12 protein-coding genes are annotated in these 17,296 nt (G+C 58.0%); all 12 read left to right on the top strand.

The window, feature by feature from the left end:
• Positions 1-258 precede the first annotated feature (258 nt).
• Entirely contained in the window at positions 259-2,061 is a 1,803-nt protein-coding gene (gene tagH, locus VH86_RS09960) for a type VI secretion system-associated FHA domain protein TagH (protein ID WP_045832805.1), read from the top strand.
• Complete coding sequence (locus VH86_RS09955; RefSeq protein WP_045813577.1) at positions 2,058-2,849, top strand: PP2C family serine/threonine-protein phosphatase; 792 nt, start codon at positions 2,058-2,060, stop codon at positions 2,847-2,849. Before tagH ends, VH86_RS09955 begins: the two co-directional genes overlap by 4 nt.
• A 10-nt stretch (positions 2,850-2,859) precedes the next feature.
• A complete protein-coding gene (locus tag VH86_RS09950) occupies positions 2,860-3,819 on the top strand; it encodes a hypothetical protein (RefSeq protein ID WP_045813689.1) in 960 nt (319 codons plus the stop codon).
• Positions 3,820-3,835: 16 nt separating this feature from the next.
• Complete coding sequence (locus VH86_RS09945) at positions 3,836-4,663, top strand: type VI secretion system accessory protein TagJ (protein ID WP_045813576.1); 828 nt, start codon at positions 3,836-3,838, stop codon at positions 4,661-4,663.
• Positions 4,653-5,213 (top strand): type VI secretion system baseplate subunit TssE, encoded by a 561-nt coding sequence (tssE, locus tag VH86_RS09940; protein WP_045813575.1) that lies wholly within the window; start codon positions 4,653-4,655, stop codon positions 5,211-5,213. The genes VH86_RS09945 and tssE overlap by 11 nt, the downstream gene beginning before the upstream one ends.
• Before the next feature lie 2 nt (positions 5,214-5,215).
• On the top strand, positions 5,216-7,090 hold the full coding sequence (gene tssF, locus VH86_RS09935; RefSeq protein ID WP_045832804.1) for a type VI secretion system baseplate subunit TssF: 1,875 nt from the start codon (positions 5,216-5,218) through the stop codon (positions 7,088-7,090).
• Positions 7,087-8,136 carry a type VI secretion system baseplate subunit TssG gene (tssG, locus tag VH86_RS09930; RefSeq protein WP_045813573.1) on the top strand — a complete coding sequence of 350 codons (1,050 nt, stop codon included), beginning with the start codon at positions 7,087-7,089 and terminating at the stop codon, positions 8,134-8,136. Before tssF ends, tssG begins: the two co-directional genes overlap by 4 nt.
• A gap of 53 nt (positions 8,137-8,189) precedes the next feature.
• A complete protein-coding gene (gene tssH / locus VH86_RS09925; protein ID WP_045832803.1) occupies positions 8,190-10,796 on the top strand; it encodes a type VI secretion system ATPase TssH in 2,607 nt (868 codons plus the stop codon).
• A gap of 29 nt (positions 10,797-10,825) precedes the next feature.
• Entirely contained in the window at positions 10,826-12,268 is a 1,443-nt protein-coding gene (locus VH86_RS09920; protein ID WP_045832802.1) for a serine/threonine-protein kinase, read from the top strand.
• A gap of 20 nt (positions 12,269-12,288) precedes the next feature.
• A complete protein-coding gene (locus VH86_RS09915) occupies positions 12,289-14,211 on the top strand; it encodes a type VI secretion system Vgr family protein (protein WP_045832801.1) in 1,923 nt (640 codons plus the stop codon).
• Entirely contained in the window at positions 14,208-14,621 is a 414-nt protein-coding gene (locus VH86_RS09910) for a DcrB-related protein (protein ID WP_045832800.1), read from the top strand. The genes VH86_RS09915 and VH86_RS09910 overlap by 4 nt, the downstream gene beginning before the upstream one ends.
• A 2-nt stretch (positions 14,622-14,623) precedes the next feature.
• The coding region (locus tag VH86_RS09905) for a DUF6531 domain-containing protein (RefSeq protein ID WP_045832799.1) at positions 14,624-17,296 on the top strand (2,673 nt) is incomplete at its 3' end.

Genomic DNA, 17,296 nt, shown 5'->3' with positions numbered 1-17,296 from the left:
GGGGCGTTGTTTCTAATGAGATATGAGTAAAACAAAATATCTCGGCCCTTTAATCATTGTTGCGTCTCTCTCATTTCTTATAATTGTCCGTATTTCGTAGTGGCGCAATTTATCGCGCGGTAATAAATAAATATCTAACCAGCTAAAAAGAGCGCGATAAATCGCGCCGCAACCCGTCATAAAACGCTTCCTATATTCCGCCTCTTTCGCGAGAGAGGCGCGATATAGATGCCGAACAGCCAACCGCAGGAATCCGTTATGCGCTTTACGATAATAACGACTAAACCCGGCCACCAGCCGCCGCAAACTCTTTTTGACTTCTTACCCCCTGGCGGCACCATTGGTCGTGGGGTGGATAACAATCTGGTATTGCCTGATGACGACCGTACCATTTCCCGATTACAGGCGATTGTGCATATTACTGCTGACGGTGAATGTCGTCTGACCAACCGTGGTAACGTCACTCGCGTGCTTCTGAACGATATTCCACTGGAACGTGGACGTCAGGTGGAATTGCAGGACGGCGATATTCTTGGCATTGATGATTATCAGTTGCTGGTTAACGATATTCACGCCGCATCGTCTGCCAGCGTGGTCGCTAAGCCAGCCGCCAAAGCGGCCGTCATTGTTGATGAGCCCGCCGGAGTGGTGAGCAGTACCACTGCCGCCATCCCCAGTGAGATCTGGGACAGCCTGGCGAAAGAATTCTCCATCTCTGACGATTTATCGCAACGTAACAAACCTGTGCCAGCGCCATCCGAAGCTCATCCGCTGACGGCTCCCGCTGCAGTTGACCGTAATCCGGAAAATCCACTGGCTGCGCTGATCAGTGAGACGCCACTGGATATCGGCCAACAGCGACCTCACCGCAGTTTGTTTGATGAAGAGGATGCGTTGTTCGCCCAGGATAGCATTTTTGATGATGCGACCCCGAGTGCACTGGTGGGGCAGAAGAGTGCTGCGGCCTCTGCACCGGTTGAGAAGCAGCCCGATGAGCTGGATCCTCTTAGTTTGTTTGGCAGCCAGAACACTCCTGACCCCCGCCATCACGATGACCCACTAGGTTTGATGATGAGCGGAGCGGCTCCGCTGGCACAACCCGAAGGACCGCCGCTGCCAGAAGTTGAACCAGAACCAAAACCAGAACCAGAGCTAAAGCCAGCGTCGGCCGCGCCAGACACCGTCAATCTGGCTGAACTTAGCAGCTCGCCATTATTTGATGACACTGACACGACGCCTGCGCCCATCGTGGGTGAAGAAGCTGAAGAAGCTGAAGAACCGACCGAAGCCAGCCCGACACCGATTGAATATGGTGGTATCACCCTGCCTACTCCGCAGGCGGTGCAGCGTAGCCCATCACCCACCCCGAAAGGGCGTCTGCGCATTGATCCGGTGGCGTCTCACAGCCAGCGCGAGGCGGCGGCTCAGAGCAGTGGTGATGCGCTGAAAGGTGAGTTACTGGATGCCTTGCTGGAAGGAATGGGGCTACAGGATTTGCAGCCCACGCCGCAGTTCGATTGCGATCAAATGCGCCAGTTCGGCCAGATGCTCAGCATGTTCTCGCAGGGCACAGTCGCATTGCTCTCTTCCCGCTCGATTCTCAAGCGTGGCGTAAAAGCGGATATGACGGTGATCCTCGACGATGCCAACAACCCGTTCAAACTGCTGCCTTCCGGCAAAACCGTGCTGATGCAGATGTTTGGCAGCCGCATGCCCGGCTTTATGCCGCCACGCCAGGCAGTACGTGATGCGCTGATCGACCTCCAGGCGCACCAGTTAGGGATGATCGCCGGAATCCGCGCCATCATCGCCTCTATGCTGCAATCCTTTAACCCCGATCAGCTAGAAGAAGAAGCGCGCGAGGCGGGTTCCGTGTCTCGCCTTGGCCTGCCGGGGAGCCGTAAGGCGGCGCTGTGGGAGCATTTTGTCGAGCGCTACGGCGAAACCGCAGGCGAGATCGAAGACGACTTTCACACCCTGTTTGGCGAAGCGTTCCTGCATGCCTATGACATGGAAGTTAATCAGTACAAAGATTCACAAACCCACACGGATGACGCATGAATATCACTATTGCTTCCACGTCGAATCAGGGCGACCGCGCCAGCAATCAGGATCAGACCGGTGAGATCATCGGTGAACGTTCAGCCTGCTTTGTCGTCTGTGACGGCGTGGCCGGTTTCCCTGGTGGAGACGTCGCTGCCACCATCGCCCGCAGCAGTTTGATGGATACCTTCAACGGCGAAACCCATCTGAATGCGCAGTCGATCCGTAACTATGTCAATCATGCGAATCACTCCATCCGCCAGCAACAGAAAGCCAGCAGCGAGCACAGCCGGATGGGTACAACGCTGGTGAGCTTGTTTATCGATCGTGATTACGGCCTGGCTTACTGGGCACACGCCGGTGACAGTCGCCTCTATCTGTTTCGACGCGGTTACCTCTACCACGTCACCACCGACCACAGCTTAGTGCAGCAAATGAAAGATGCCGGGCATCAGACCGAGGGCATCAACACCAATTTGCTCTATTTTGCGCTCGGCATGGGCGACGAGCAGCGTGATGCCAGCTACAGCGATGTGGTGGCGATTGAAGATGGTGATGCCTTTCTGCTGTGTACCGACGGCTTCTGGCATGGCGTCACGCTGGAACAGATGCAGCAGTCACTGCATATGGTCAACACGCCGCAAGAGTGGCTCACGCTGATGCAGCAGATCATTAAAAACGAACAACCGCAACAGGGGCAGCAGGACAACTTTAGTGCGCTAGCCGTGTGGGTTGGTTCACCTCAGGACACCACCTTACTGCACTCGCTGTCAGATGCGGCGCAGTTTTTCCCTCTTCGCGATTGAGAACGCCAACATGAAATATGGATTATTGGGGCTGGCTGCGCTGCTGTTGAGTACACAGGTATTTGCCGAGAACTACCGCATTGTGCAGTCCCCGGCACAGAAACTGGATGTCTGGATTGATGACGTCAAAGATAACCAGCTGGCGAGTTGGTGTCAGAAGAGTGTGGATCTGCGCATCGTCAGCAAAGGTGAAAAAAGTGCCAGCGTGCTGGATGGCTTCCTGCCGCGTGTCGCCGGTTTGATGGCGTCGCAGTGCAAACCGCTGCAACAACTGCACTGGCAATTACAGGATGCAGAGGGTAACGCCCTGGCAGAAGGTACAGCTGAGCGCACGAAAGATTGGCAGCCGGTGGTTACCCCGCCACCTCAGGCGGCGATCCCGACACCTGCGGCACCCACTCTCAGTTCACCGCCTGCGGACACCACGCCCTGGCAGCAATTCAGTCTGTTGGATGGCTGCCACTTCCGCACCTGGTGGCAGCAACCGGCTCAATCCAGCGCCATCTTTGTGCCGACAAAGCAGGGGCTGGTGTGTGGCAAGGATGGCTGGTTGAGCGGCAACAGCAACCTGACACAGATGGGTAACGGGGCCACAAAATCAGTGGCTGTGAGCTTTTTACAAGGTTTCCCGATTGCCGGTTTAAGCAGCGGGCAGTCGACCAGCGAACTGACCATCACCACCGTCAACCGTGAACGTATGGTGCTGGCTAATGAGAAATCCCCGGAAAGCTGGTTGGTACTGCCGTTCAGTAGGCAATTTAATGGCTGGCAGGCACCGGACCAGGTGGTAGTGCAGATGCACGCCAGCGATGCGGCCGATGAAAGCGCGCTGCGTGCCCGCTTGCAAGAGGTACGTAAAGTCTGGTCGCCGTGGTTGAAAAGCGCCGCGCCGCTGAAAGTACAACTGGTGGAGCAACTGCATCCGGAATTGAAAGATCCGGCCGCAGCGGCTTACCGCACCCTCAACTAACGCAAAAGGAGTTTGCATGGAGTCGCTACAACAACGTCTGGCTGATGCATCACTGGCGGAGAATCTTGCCCGTACCACGGCGCAAATCCAGGCCAATCCTGCTGACGCCGATCTGCGCGCCACCTTTGTCCAACTGCTGTGCCTGGCCGGTAACTGGACGCGTGCCCAAACACAACTGCAATCCTGGCTGGCGCTTACCCCGCAGGCACAACCCACCATCACCCTATTGCAACAGGCGATTGCCGGAGAGTTGCAACGTGCGGCAGTGTTACGCGGTGAGGCGCAACCCCAACTGCCGGGCAGTGCCTGGGCATGGAGTGAAACCCTGCTGGCGGCGTTGCAAGCCGAGGTCAAAGGGGATGAGGCACGCGGTGCGGAGTTACGCCAGCAAGCGCTGGAACAAGCCGACGTCAATCCCGGTATGTTAGAGCAGCAGGACCAGTCCGTGGCGTTCCCGTGGTTGATGGATGGCGACAGCCGCTTTGGTCCGGTGTGTGAAGCTATCGTTAATGGCCGTTATTACTGGGTGCCGTTTGCTGCGATCCAGGAAATGCAGTTCCAGCCACCGGCCAGCGTAACGGATTTGGTGTGGCGCCATACGTTGATCCAACTGGTAGATGGCAGCGAACAGGTGTGCCAGATCCCGGTGCGCTATCCCTTACCGGCACCAGCGCAGGAAGCCTGGTTGCGCGCCAGCGTCACCGAATGGCAGCCGCTGGGGAGCCAGGATGATCAGTTTATTGGTCTGGGACAGAAAGTCTGGCTGAGCGACAGTGAGGAGTTCTCACTGCTGGCACTGCAACGCCTTACTTTTAACCGTATCGGGCCAGCTTATGAGTCGTGAAGACGGCTATGCACAGCTGCACGGCGGCTATCGTGCGCGTAAAAACCGCGACACGCTGACCTCGCGCGACAAGTTGCAATCCTCGCTACTGGATCGCCTGACTGACGATGCCCCTGACAAACGCAGCGAGCCGGGAAACAGCGTGCTGATTACCCATAACACGCTACGCCGCCATGTACTGCGCGATTTGCAGTGGCTGTTCAACACCATCAATAACGAAGCGCAGCAGGATCTCAGCCCGTTTGGCGAGGTGCAGCGCTCGGTATGGAATTTCGGTGTAGCGCCGCTGGCCGGACAAAACATGTCTGACATCGAATGGCAGGACATCCAGCGCAAAATGACTAACGCCATTTTGCATTTCGAACCCCGCATCTTGCCACAGGGCTTGCAGGTGCGTTGTGTCAGCGACCTGAAAGCACTTGACCTGCACAACGTGCTATCGATTGAGATCAAAGGTCGCCTGTGGTGCGTGCCGTATCCGCTGGAGTTTCTGTTTCGTACCCAAGTCGATCTCGAGAATGGTCATTTTGAACTCCAGGATGTGGGGTAATCATGGACAGTAAACTGCTCGACTACTACAACCGCGAACTGGCCTATCTGCGTGAGATGGGCGGGGAGTTTGCCGAACGTTATCCCAAAGTGGCCGGAAGGCTGGGGATGCGCGGCATAGAAATCGCCGATCCTTATGTTGAACGCTTAATGGAAGGCTTTGCGTTTCTCACCTCACGCGTTCAGCTAAAAATGGATGCGGAGTTCCCGCGTTTTTCCCAGCGCCTGCTGGAGATGATTGCACCAGGCTATTTAGCGCCAACCCCTTCAATGGCTATTGCCCAGCTAACGCCGGATAGCCGCAAAGGGGATATTAGCAACGGTTTTCTGGTGCCGCGTGGCACCATGATGGAGAGCCAGAGCCTGAAGAAATCGGGCGTCACTTGTAGCTACACCACAGCGCATGACGTGATGCTGCATCCGTTACGCATCAGCGATGTGGCGCTCGGCGGTGTACCCGGTGACATCCCGCTCGGTGAGCTGAAGTTGAGCGGCCTGGGGGCGGCCAGCGCATTGCGCATCCGGATCGAGTGCGAAGGCGTTGCGTCGCTCAGCCAACTGACAGTCGATGAACTGATGCTCTACCTCAGCGGCCCGGATATTCAGGCGCTCAGGTTGCTGGAGCTGTTGATGCAGCACCGTGTTGGCATTGTGCTGCAATCGGTCGAACCACAGCCGCAGCGCCAGGTACTGGCCGATAACGCGCTGCAACAACAGGGTTTTGCACCGGAGCAGGCATTGTTACCGGACGATTTACGCAACTTCGATGGCTACCGTCTGTTGCAGGAATATTTTGCTTTCCCGGCACGCTTTCAGTTTATCAGCCTGCATCAACTGGCGGCGTTACTAAGCCGTTGCGAACAGGCCACCGCATTCGACATCATCATTCTGCTGGATAAGGCCGACGCCGAACTGGAGAGCGTGGTGGATCGCAGCCATCTGGCGCTGCATTGCACCCCGGTGATCAACCTGTTCCCGAAAATGGCCGAGCGACTGAAAGTCAGCGACAGCCAGCATGAATATCATCTGGTGGTGGATAACATCCGCCCGCTGGATTACGAAGTGCATTCGGTGCAACGTTTGTTTGCCAGCGTGCAAGGGCAGCGCGAGGAGCAGGTATTCCGACCCTTCTGGAGCACCTTCAGCGCGGATAACGGTGACTACGGCGCCTATTTTTCCCTGCGTCGTGAACAGCGCACGCTATCCGAACATGCGCAACGCTATGGCACCCGCACCGGCTATATTGGCTCTGAAGTGTTTCTCTCGCTGGTGGATGAACACCACACACCGTGGCGCGACGATATGCGCCATCTTTCTGCTGAGGTCATGTGCACCAGCCGCGATTTACCGCTGATGCTGCTGCAACAGGAACACGGCCAGTTTGTGATGCCGGATTCAATCCCGGTGAGTCAGCTGACACTGTGCAAAGGGCCAACGCCACCGCGTCCGGCGCTGGCAGAAGGTTTATCCTCCTGGCGGCTGATCAGCCATCTGCAAATGAACTATCTAAGCCTGATGGACAGCGCTGACGGGGAAGGGGCTGCCGCCTTGCGCCAACTGCTGAGTTTGTATGCCAATCTGGCGGAAGCGCCAGTGGCGCGTCAGATCGAGGGCATTCGCCATTGCCAACTGAGTGCGGTACATCGGCGGGTGCCGGAACCGGGGCCGGTGGTGTTTGCACGGGGGGTCAGTATTGCGCTGGAAGTGGATGAGCAGGTGTTCTCCGGAGCCAGTCCGTGGCTGTTTGGCAGCGTGCTGGAACGGGTCTTCTCGCGTCTTGTGGCGCTCAACAGTTTCACCGAACTGACGCTAACCAGCCAGCAACGTGGCGAAGTAGGTTACTGGCCGCCGCGTATGGGCCAGAAGGCGCTGCTATGAGTGAGGTGGCACAGATTATCCATTTATCGCGCGCCAGCCGTCTGCCGGACGATTTCTGGCCAGCGGTGATGGCGACTCCCTGGCGCTATGACCTGTTCCAACTGTTGCGACGGTTAAATGCGCAAGGTGGTCAGCGTTATGCGCTGGGGCGCGCGCCGCTGCCAAAGTTCGAAAGTCTGCGTATCGGCCAGATGCCCTCCCTGACCTTCGCCCCGGCGACGCTTGCCTCGGTGCGTGAGCGCGAAGAGGACGGTCGTCATGATGTCTCCATCTACAGCTTTGGCCTGTTTGGCCCTAACGGCCCGCTACCCACCCACTTGACTGAGTATGTGCGCGAACGTATCGACCATCATCAGGATTACAGTCTGGCGGCTTTTGCTGACCTGTTTCATCACCGGGCCACCTTACTGTTTTACCGCGCCTGGGCGGATGCGCAGCCGACCGCTTCTCTCGATCGCGGCGATGACAAACGTTTTCAGGACTATCTCGCCTGTCTGGCCGGGATTGGTTTACCGGCGCAGCAACAGGCCAGCTCGCTAAGCCTGCACGCACGACTGATGTTGGTGGGACATCTCAGTCGCCACGGACATGATGCAGAAGGTCTGGTGCGCATTCTGCGCCTCTATTTTGGTATCCCGGTGCGGCTGGAGCAAAACCAACCGCAGTGGCTGACGCTGGATAGCCGCGATCAGGCGCGTCTGGCCGCCGGGCGGCACATGCCACGCTTGGGTGAATCGGCTTTTCTCGGGGTGGCGGTGCGCGATGTGCAGCACCGTTTTCGCCTGCGTTTGGGGCCACTCACCGCCGCGCAATATGCCCATTTCTTACCCGATGCGCCAGGGGCATGTGAAGTGCGCGACTGGGTGCAACACTACATCGGGATTGAAATGCAGTGGGATCTTAGCCTGATCCTCGCCGCGAACGAGGTCCAGGGCGCGACCCTGGGCGGCAGCGCCCGACTGGGTTACACCAGCTGGCTGGGACAACCAGCAAAGCCTGTCGATCGAGAAGATTTTGTTTTTGAAGTTGAGGCAGCCTCGCGCTAGCCCATCGCCTTTTCCTGTTACATAGCCTGCTTCTTCTATTACAGAGATTCGATATGTCAGAAATCAGCCGCGCCGTGTTATTCGGCAAACTGGACACGCTGTTATTTACCTCGCTGGAAAGCGCCACCGCCTTTTGCAAACTGCGCGGCAATCCCTATGTCGAGTTGGTGCACTGGTTGCATCAACTGATGCAGCAACAGGACGGGGACTTACAGCAGATAATCAGTCATTTTTCACTGGATGAAAACGCGCTGACGCGGGATATCGTGGCGGCGCTTGACCGTCTGCCACGCGGTGCGAGTGCCGTCTCCGATCTTGCCGAACACATCGACAGTGCCGTGGAGCGCGCCTGGGTCTATGCCTCGCTCAAATACGGAGCCAGCCGCATTCGTGGCGGTCATCTGATGATGGGTCTGCTTAAAACCTACAGCCTCGCCAGTGTGCTGAAAGGAATTTCATCGCAGTTTGCGCGCATTAACGTCGATGCGCTGTCTGATCAATTCGATGCGTTACTGAGCCAGAGCAAAGAGGCGCAACAGGCGCTGTCCCAACCGGATGTCGCAGCAGCCCCGGCAGCCAGTGGCAGCAGCACTCTGGCGCAGTACGCCCAGGATCTCACTGCGCGTGCACGTGAGGGCTGTATCGATTCGGTCTCCGGGCGTGATGAAGAGATCCGTCAGATAGTGGATATCCTGATGCGCCGTCGCCAGAACAATCCGCTGCTGACCGGCGAAGCCGGAGTCGGCAAGACGGCGGTGGTGGAAGGGTTGGCACTGCGCATTGCTGCGGGTGATGTGCCTGCGCCATTGCGCGATGTACAACTCTGGCTGCTGGATATCGGCATGTTGCAGGCCGGCGCGGGGATGAAAGGGGAGTTTGAAGCGCGTCTGCAAGCGCTGATCAACGAAGTGCAGTCGAGCGCTACCCCGATTGTTTTGTTTGTGGATGAGATTCACACCCTGGTCGGCGCGGGTGGACAGCAAGGCACGGGTGATGCCGCTAATCTGCTAAAACCGGCACTGGCGCGCGGACAGCTGCGCACCATCGGCGCCACTACCTGGGCCGAATATAAAAAATATATCGAGAAGGACCCGGCACTGACGCGTCGCTTCCAGACCGTGCAGGTGCAGGAGCCGGATGAAGCCAAAGCCATCCAGATGCTACGCAGTACGGTTAGTGCGCTGGAGAAACATCATCAGGTGCTACTGCTGGATGAAGCGGTCAGTGCAGCGGTCAAGCTGTCGCACCGCTACATCCCGGCGCGGCAGTTACCGGATAAAGCAGTGGCGCTGCTGGATACTGCCTGCGCACGGGTCGCCGTCAGTCAGGGGGCACAGCCTCCGGCGCTGGAAGATTGTTTGCATCGTCTGGCGGCACTCGACATTGAAGCGGAAATCGCTGGGCGCGAGGCGAAAGTCGGGCTCGGTGCCCCAGAGCGCCAGCAGGAAATTGCCCGGCAGCAGGCATCACTCAGCGCTACGCGAGAGGCATTGACCGCGCGCTGGCAGCAGGAACGAACGCTGGTGGATCAACTTATCGCGTTGCGTGCACGTTGTGTCACTGAAGATGAAACTGCGCTGCGCAGTGAGCTGGATGCCACCCGGCAGCAGTTGCATGAATTGCAGGGTGAAGCACCGCTGCTGTTTGCCGCCGTGGATGCCAGCGTGGTGGCGGCTGTAGTGGCAGACTGGACCGGCATCCCCTTAGGACGCATGGTAAAAAACGAGATCGATGCGGTGCTGAACCTGGCGGAAACCCTGAACCAAAGAGTCATCGGCCAGCGCCATGGGCTGGATCTGATTGCGAAACGTGTGCGCACCTCACGCGCCCGTCTGGATAACCCCAACAAACCGGTCGGGGTGTTTATGTTGTGTGGCCCGTCTGGTGTGGGGAAAACCGAAACCGCGTTGGCGCTGGCCGAATCGCTGTATGGCGGCGAGCAGAACATCATTACCATCAATATGAGTGAATTCCAGGAAGCACACACCGTTTCCACCTTGAAAGGCGCGCCTCCGGGCTATGTCGGTTACGGCGAAGGGGGGGTGCTGACCGAGGCGGTTCGCCGTCGGCCTTATAGTGTGGTGCTGTTGGATGAAATCGAGAAAGCACATCCGGATGTGCATGAACTGTTCTTCCAGGTGTTCGACAAAGGCTGGATGGAAGATGGTGAAGGACGCCATATCGATTTTCGTAACACCATCATCATCCTGACCTCCAATGTGGGCACACAGCTGATTAGCGCATTGTGTGCCGATCCGGAACTGTTACCGGAACCTGACGCGCTCAGCAATGCACTGCGCAAGCCGCTGCTGGAGGTGTTCCCGCCGGCGCTGCTGGGACGCATGCTGGTGGTGCCGTACTACCCGCTCAGCGATGCGATGCTGGCACAGATCGTCCGATTGCAACTGGCGCGCATTGTGCGCCGTCTTGAGGAGAACCACGGAATCTCAGCGGAAATTGAAGATAGCGTCGTCAGCCAGATCGTGCAGCGCTGCACCGAAGTGGAGTCCGGCGGACGTATGGTCGATGCCATTCTCACCAATACCCTGTTGCCGCAAATGAGCCAGATACTGCTCAGCGCCCACGCCCGCGATGAACGTTACCGTCGGGTGCTGGTGCGTTGTGAACAGGGTGAGTTTGTTTGCCAGTTTGATGTCTAAAGCCGTTCGTTATCAGAGAGTTTTCGTCTATGTCGGAACACGATAATCACCTCAATGTACCCAACGCCTTGCCGCTGGGTTACCGGTTTAATGAGTTTGAGATAAAAGAAGTCATCGGTGGTGGCGGCTTTGGCATCGTCTATCGCGCCTGGGATCATCAGCTGGAGCGCGATATCGCCATCAAAGAGTTTATGCCGGCCTCGTTGGCGGTGCGTAGCGATGGGTTGAATCTGGTGTTGCGCAGTGAGCGGTTCAGCAAAACCTTCCACGCCGGTCTGAACAGTTTTATCCAGGAAGCGCGCTTGTTGGCACGTTTTAATCATCCCAACCTGTTACACGTGTTGCGCTTCTGGGTACAGAATGACACCGCCTATATGGGGACGGCGTTTTACAGTGGTACCACGTTGTCCAATCTGCGTGCGCGCAATCCACAGCAGATCGACGAAGCCTGGATTCGTCGTCTGTTGCCCCCCCTGCTCGGGGCGATAAAAACCATTCATGACGCTGGCTATCTGCACCGCGATATTTCGCTCGATAACATCCAGATCCTGAGCAATAGCGAACCCGTACTGCTCGATTTTGGTTCCGCACGTAAAACCATCGGTAACCTGTCTGATGAAAGCGAGACCATGTTGCGTCCTGGTTTTGCGCCGATCGAGCAGTATAGCGACAACGATGAAAGCGAGCAGGGTGCCTGGACTGATATCTATGCGCTAGGGGCAGTACTGCACATGTTAATCACCGGTGCGCCGCCGCCGGTTAGCGTGGTGCGCAGCATCGAAGATAATTACCAGCCACTGGTGCAAAGTCGCCCTGCTGGCTATTCCACGGCGCTGCTGAATGCGGTCGACCAGGCACTGGCGTTGAAAGCCGAGGATCGCCCACAAAACATCGATGCGTTTGCGGAACTGATGGCGCTGCCCGAGCGCGAATCTGAACCCTTGCTCGCGGCGAAAATCAGTGGGCCGGGCACCATGCTGGTGCCGATCGAAGAGGTGGAAGCCGAGGCTCCGTTATCGCCAGCGAAACGTTTCCTGCAACACCGCTTTGCGCTGCCAGGCCTGGTGGCGGCGGGTGTGCTGGTCGGGCTGGGCGTGGGGGTATTGATGGCCGGAGGCGGTGATGACGTGCCCGCGCAGGCGCAAAACGCCACGGTGGCTCAACCGGCTACACTGCCCCCGGTGGTGGCAGAGAAACCGGTGTCCCAGGCCGAAGTCCAGACCGCACAGGCTAAAGTGGAACCCGCACCGCCCCCGGCACCAGTGGCACAGGTCTACATCCGTCTGCAATCGGGCGAACACGTGCAGGTCAACGGCAAACAGCAGGCCGTGGTGCCTGCGGCGAATGGTTTTGCCGCGCTGCAACTGGCTCCGGGCAACTACACCTTCTCTATCAGCAGCCATAACGGCGCTCGTGAACAGACACTCACCATCAGTGCGGAAGGTGTCTGGCTGCTCGATCCTCACAGTTAATTATTTTCCGGGATTTACTTATGTTCTCACGCATCACCGTCCAGCTGCCCACGGAGGGCCTGCTGTTCTGGAAACTCAGCGGGCGTGAAGCCCTGTCGGAATCATTCACCCTCCAGGCGGAGTTGTTGGCGACCGATGCGCGCATCGATCGCCATGCACTGCTGGGCAAGTCGGTGACTTTTACCCTGCCGACACAGAACCTGCTCACGCCACGTTACTTCAACGGCAAAATCACCCGCGTGGCCGTGCGCAGTGAGGAGCTGAATGGATCGCGCTATGCCGTTCATGCTCTGACCGTTGAGCCCGACGTGTGGCCAATGAAACGTGATCGTAACCTGCGTATTTTCCAGAGCCAGACCGTGCCGCAAATCGTGCAGACGTTGCTGAAAGAGTACAACGTCAACGTCGAATCAAAACTCGCCAGTAGCTACCGGGTATGGGAATACTGCGTGCAGTATCAGGAGAGCAGCTTCGATTTCATAAGCCGTTTGATGGAACTGGAGGGGATCTACTACTGGTTCCGCCACGAATCCGATAAGCATACGCTGGTACTGTGTGATGCAGCCGACCAGCATCAGGCGTTTAGCGGCTATGCCACCATTCCCTACCACGTAGCCCCTTCCGGTGGCAGCATAACGGAAGAGGGGATCAGCCAGTGGTCACTGGCCGAGAGCGTGACGCCGGGGATGTACAGCACAGATGACTATGACTTCCGTAAACCCAATGCCTGGATGCTTCAGGCGCGGCAGAACCCGGTGGCGCCCACGCCGGGTTCGGTGGATGTCTATGACTGGCCGGGTCATTTTGTTGACCACAGCCACGGCGAGTTTTATACCCGCATCCGCCAGGAAGTGTGGGAAGTGGAGCATCACAGCGTCAGTGGCACAGGTACGGCGAGCGGCATTGCGCCTGGGTACACCTTTGGGCTGCTCGATGCGCCGCATTTCAGCGATAACGGCACTTATCTCATCACCAGTGCCGAATATAAATTCGAGGAAAACAGCTATGCCAGCGGTGATATTACCTCCTCGCACAATATCACCTTTACCGTGCTGCCGACCGCGATCACGTTCCGTGCGCCACCCCGCACGTCATGGCCAAAAACCCACGGTCCACAGACGGCGAAAGTAGTGGGCCCCAAGGGAGAGTCGATCTGGACCGACCGTTATGGCCGGGTCAAGGTGAAGTTTCACTGGGACCGGCTGGCAAAGGGCGATGATACCAGCTCGTGCTGGGTGCGTGTTTCCAGCGCCTGGGCGGGCCAGGGATTTGGCGGCGTGCAGATTCCGCGTGTCGGCGACGAAGTGGTGGTGGACTTTATTAATGGTGATCCGGACCGTCCGCTGATCATCGGCCGCGTCTATAACGAGGCGAGTATGCCCCCCTGGGCGCTGCCCGCCGGTGCAACGCAGATGGGCTTCCTCAGCCGTACCAAAGATGGCACCGCAGAAACCGCCAATGCCCTGCGCTTCGAGGATAAGTCCGGTCAGGAGCAGTTGTGGATCCAGGCGCAGAAGAACATGGATACCAACGTTAAAAACGACGAAACCCACAGCGTGGGTGGTTCGCGTACTGTCAGTGTCACTCAGGACTACAACGGAACAGTGTCGGGCAGCCACACCGAGGCGACGCAACTGGCCCATTCCCAACTGGTGGGCGGTGGTTTTGTTCAGCGTGTGCAGGGGGCAATTGTGCAGGCTTCCGACAGCGGCATTCGTCTGGTGGCGGGCCAGTCGGTGCTGGAATTAGGCGCTAACGGCCAGGTCACGTTGCAGTGCGTGAATTTTAATATCGATGCCTCCGGCACCGGGCAGATCAACACCGGCGGTACGCTGGATCTGAACCTGAAACAACCCGGAGCATTACCCGCAGTGGAACCCACGCCAGCGCAAATCCAGGACGCCGTTAAAGCGGCATTTGATCAAGGAAAAGATAAAGCATGAAAACCGTCCCTTTTGCCCTCTCAGAAGGCGTACTTAACCTGCCCGCCGCAGTCCAAGACCACACCATCAATGTGCTGAAATTCGCTGATGCGACGTTGGTCATTACCCGAGCCTGGGATGTCCCGGCAGGGGATGAGGAGAAATACCTCAGCCAGCAACTGGGCAAAATTAAACGCAATATGAAAAAGGTGGTGCTGAGTGAAGTTGCAGATAGCAACATCGCAGGGATCCCTGCCCGCGAGGTGGCGCTGCGCTTCGAAAATCAACATGTGATGGTATATGAAAAACTCGCCGTGGCGCGGGTGGATGACCACTTGCTGGCGTTTACCCTTAGCCGCATGCAGCCGTTTGATGCCGATGGCGATGCCTTCTGGGCCGCGATCAAAGCGGGTCTGCAACCGGGAGGCTGAGGATGACAGATTATCTCGCGGCGCGCATTGGCGATCCGCTGGTACACAGTTCGGCGCTGGCGGATTTTGTCGGCGGTCTGGTGGAAGGGGCGATTGTCGCTGGCATCATGATCGCCGCTGGCACTGGCGTTGGGGCGCTGCTGGGTGGCGTGGCCATTGCTACGCTGGTGTTCAGTGGAGGTCTGGAGAAGATCGGCAACGCGGCGGCATCGCTGGTCGACAGCCTTATCGACCCCGGACCGCCGGATGCATTTATTGTCAGCGGGTCCGGCAACGTCCATATCAAAGGGAAGCTAGCTGCGCGCGCGGCGGGCAGCGTGTCGCGTGATTACCTCAACGCGCCTGCGGCGGCTGACAATGGCATCGACTGGGCGGCGGTTGGCATGCTGGCACTGACCGGTGTCGCGGCGGCGATGAAGACCGCGCTTAACCCTGGTGCCGCGCTGATGGCGGTAGCCGAGCGCGCCAGCCATCTCTCAGTGGATGATGTAAAGGAGTGGGGCAAGAACGTCTGGACCAGCCTGATGCAGCCAGTGGTGGAGAGCGCCAGTCCGTATGCAACGCCACTGCCGCTCGATACCGTGGCCTGTACTAAAGGTCATATGGTCACCAGCAGCAATTTTATTGCGCAGGGATCGAAAAAAGTCCTGATCAACAATCAGCCCGCGGCACGTAACGGCCACAAAAGCACCTGTGAAGCAGAAATCAAACTGAGCGAAAACCCGCGTGTGCGCATCGGTGGCGATACCATCACGGTGCGCGATATCCACAGTGGCAAAAACATCTGGGCGTACATGGCCGGTAACCTGATCGGCGGGGCGCTGGTGGGTATTCTGCCGGAGCTCTACCGCATTGGCTTCAGCCGCCTGATTTTACGCGGGCTGGCAAAAGATATCGTTTGCCCCATCGGCGGGAGTATCGCCATGGAAGCCGCTGTCCAGACGCTACACCCGGTGAATATTGCCACCGGTGCGAAAATACTGGCACGGGAAGAGGATCTCGATTTTGTGCTGCCGGATCGCATGCCGCTCTACTGGCAGCGCATCTACCACAGCCGCAATCTGGCGGCCGGGATACTCGGTACCGGCTGGATGCTGCCGTTCGAGGTGCGTCTCTGGCGCCTGCCGGATAATCAACTGATCTACCAGGACATGACCGGGCGTGAGCTGGGTATGGGGGAAGTGCATGCCGGTGATGTGATTGATTTCCAGGGCGAGGGGCTGAAGCTGTTTTGCAGCCCGAACGGTGCGATGGTGATACAAACCAGTGAAGGTGAGCATCAGCTGTTTGAGCCGGATCCCACGCGACCGGGTGAATGGCGCATCCACCGTATTTATGACCGCCATGAAAACGTGCAGCATTTCAGCTGGAACGATGAGGGCAGACTGCTCCGTATCTCCAGCGATAACGATGCGCTGGATGTGGAACTGGAGTATGACACGCATTCCGGGCGTTTGAGCGCAGTTTACCAGATATCGGCAGGGGCCCGGCATCTGCTGGTTACCTACGATTATAACGACCAGGGGCAATTAACGACGGTGACGGACGCCGACGCTGTCGTCACGCGTCGTTATGGCTGGGATCAAGCGAGCGACATGCTGGCGTGGCACAGCTATTCCACCGGACTGAAGGTTCAGTATCAGTGGCGGCCCGCACTCCACTCACGACACTGGCTCGTCGATGCTTATCAGGTCTGTGACGAGCAGGGTGACGAGCTGGAGAGCTGGCGTATTGAAACGGATGAGCAGCAGCGGGTGGCGCGTGTCAGTAATGATGAAGGTGTCAGCAGCGAGCATCACTGGGATGCACTGAGCCGCATCACCGCCTGGACCGATCCACACGGCGGACACTGGTCATATACCTGGAGCGGCGACAGCGAACAATTGCTGGCGATGACGCAGCCGGGTGGCGCACGCTGGGAATACGCCTGGGATGAACGCGGTAATCTGACGATGGAGCGTGACCCGCTGGATCGCACCCGCATCACCACCTGGCATCCGCTGTACGCGTTGCCCCTCAAAGAGGTGCTGCCAGATGGCGCACAGTGGCAGTATGACTATAACTTGGCGGGTGATGTCGTCGCACTGACCGATCCCACGGGCGGCGTGACCCGTTTCGAATGGAATGAGCAGGGGGATCTGACGCGGCGTATCGATGCACTGGAAAACAGCCATCAATTCTGGTGGGACATGCGCGGACAGCTGATCCGTGAAGAGGACTGCTCCGGCTACCAAAGTCAGCGCCAGTACGACGCCTGCGGAAAACTGCTCAGCACCACTGATGCACTGGGTAACACCGACCGCTACCAGTGGAGTGCAGCGGGACGACTGCAGACCTGGGTGCGCGCCGACGGGCGGGAAACGCTGTTTAAGTACAACAAAGCCGGGTTGGTGTGCGGTCAGAACATCGACGGCATGCTGGAGCGCAGGGTGACGCTTAATGCACGCGGTCAGGTCACCGAGGCGATTGACCCTGCCGGACAAGTGACGCGCTATGACTTCAGCCGCGCCGGACGGCTGGTGTCGCTCACCAATGGCAACCGTCAGCAGTGGCATTTTGCGTACACGCCAGCCGGGCTGCTGACGCAGCAGCAGGACTACGCCGGACGTCAAACCGAATACCAGTACAACGGCATGCAGCAGGTGGAGAGCGTGATCCGTCACCCGGTGCAGGAC

The sequence above is a fragment of the Pantoea sp. BL1 genome, assembly GCF_000963985.1.
Taxonomy (GTDB): Bacteria; Pseudomonadota; Gammaproteobacteria; order Enterobacterales; family Enterobacteriaceae; genus Pantoea; species Pantoea rwandensis_B.
This window is presented reverse-complemented; position numbering and strand designations above follow the sequence as displayed.

Bases quoted from the DNA above. Each gene is read 5' to 3' on its own strand.
- tagH (WP_045832805.1), top strand. From the start codon at position 259: ATGCGCTTTACGATAATAACGACTAAACCCGGCCACCAGCCGCCGCAA.
- VH86_RS09955 (WP_045813577.1), top strand. From the start codon at position 2,058: ATGAATATCACTATTGCTTCCACGTCGAATCAGGGCGACCGCGCCAGC.
- VH86_RS09950 (WP_045813689.1), top strand. From the start codon at position 2,860: ATGAAATATGGATTATTGGGGCTGGCTGCGCTGCTGTTGAGTACACAG.
- VH86_RS09945 (WP_045813576.1), top strand. From the start codon at position 3,836: ATGGAGTCGCTACAACAACGTCTGGCTGATGCATCACTGGCGGAGAAT.
- tssE (WP_045813575.1), top strand. From the start codon at position 4,653: ATGAGTCGTGAAGACGGCTATGCACAGCTGCACGGCGGCTATCGTGCG.
- tssF (WP_045832804.1), top strand. From the start codon at position 5,216: ATGGACAGTAAACTGCTCGACTACTACAACCGCGAACTGGCCTATCTG.
- tssG (WP_045813573.1), top strand. From the start codon at position 7,087: ATGAGTGAGGTGGCACAGATTATCCATTTATCGCGCGCCAGCCGTCTG.
- tssH (WP_045832803.1), top strand. From the start codon at position 8,190: ATGTCAGAAATCAGCCGCGCCGTGTTATTCGGCAAACTGGACACGCTG.
- VH86_RS09920 (WP_045832802.1), top strand. From the start codon at position 10,826: ATGTCGGAACACGATAATCACCTCAATGTACCCAACGCCTTGCCGCTG.
- VH86_RS09915 (WP_045832801.1), top strand. From the start codon at position 12,289: ATGTTCTCACGCATCACCGTCCAGCTGCCCACGGAGGGCCTGCTGTTC.
- VH86_RS09910 (WP_045832800.1), top strand. From the start codon at position 14,208: ATGAAAACCGTCCCTTTTGCCCTCTCAGAAGGCGTACTTAACCTGCCC.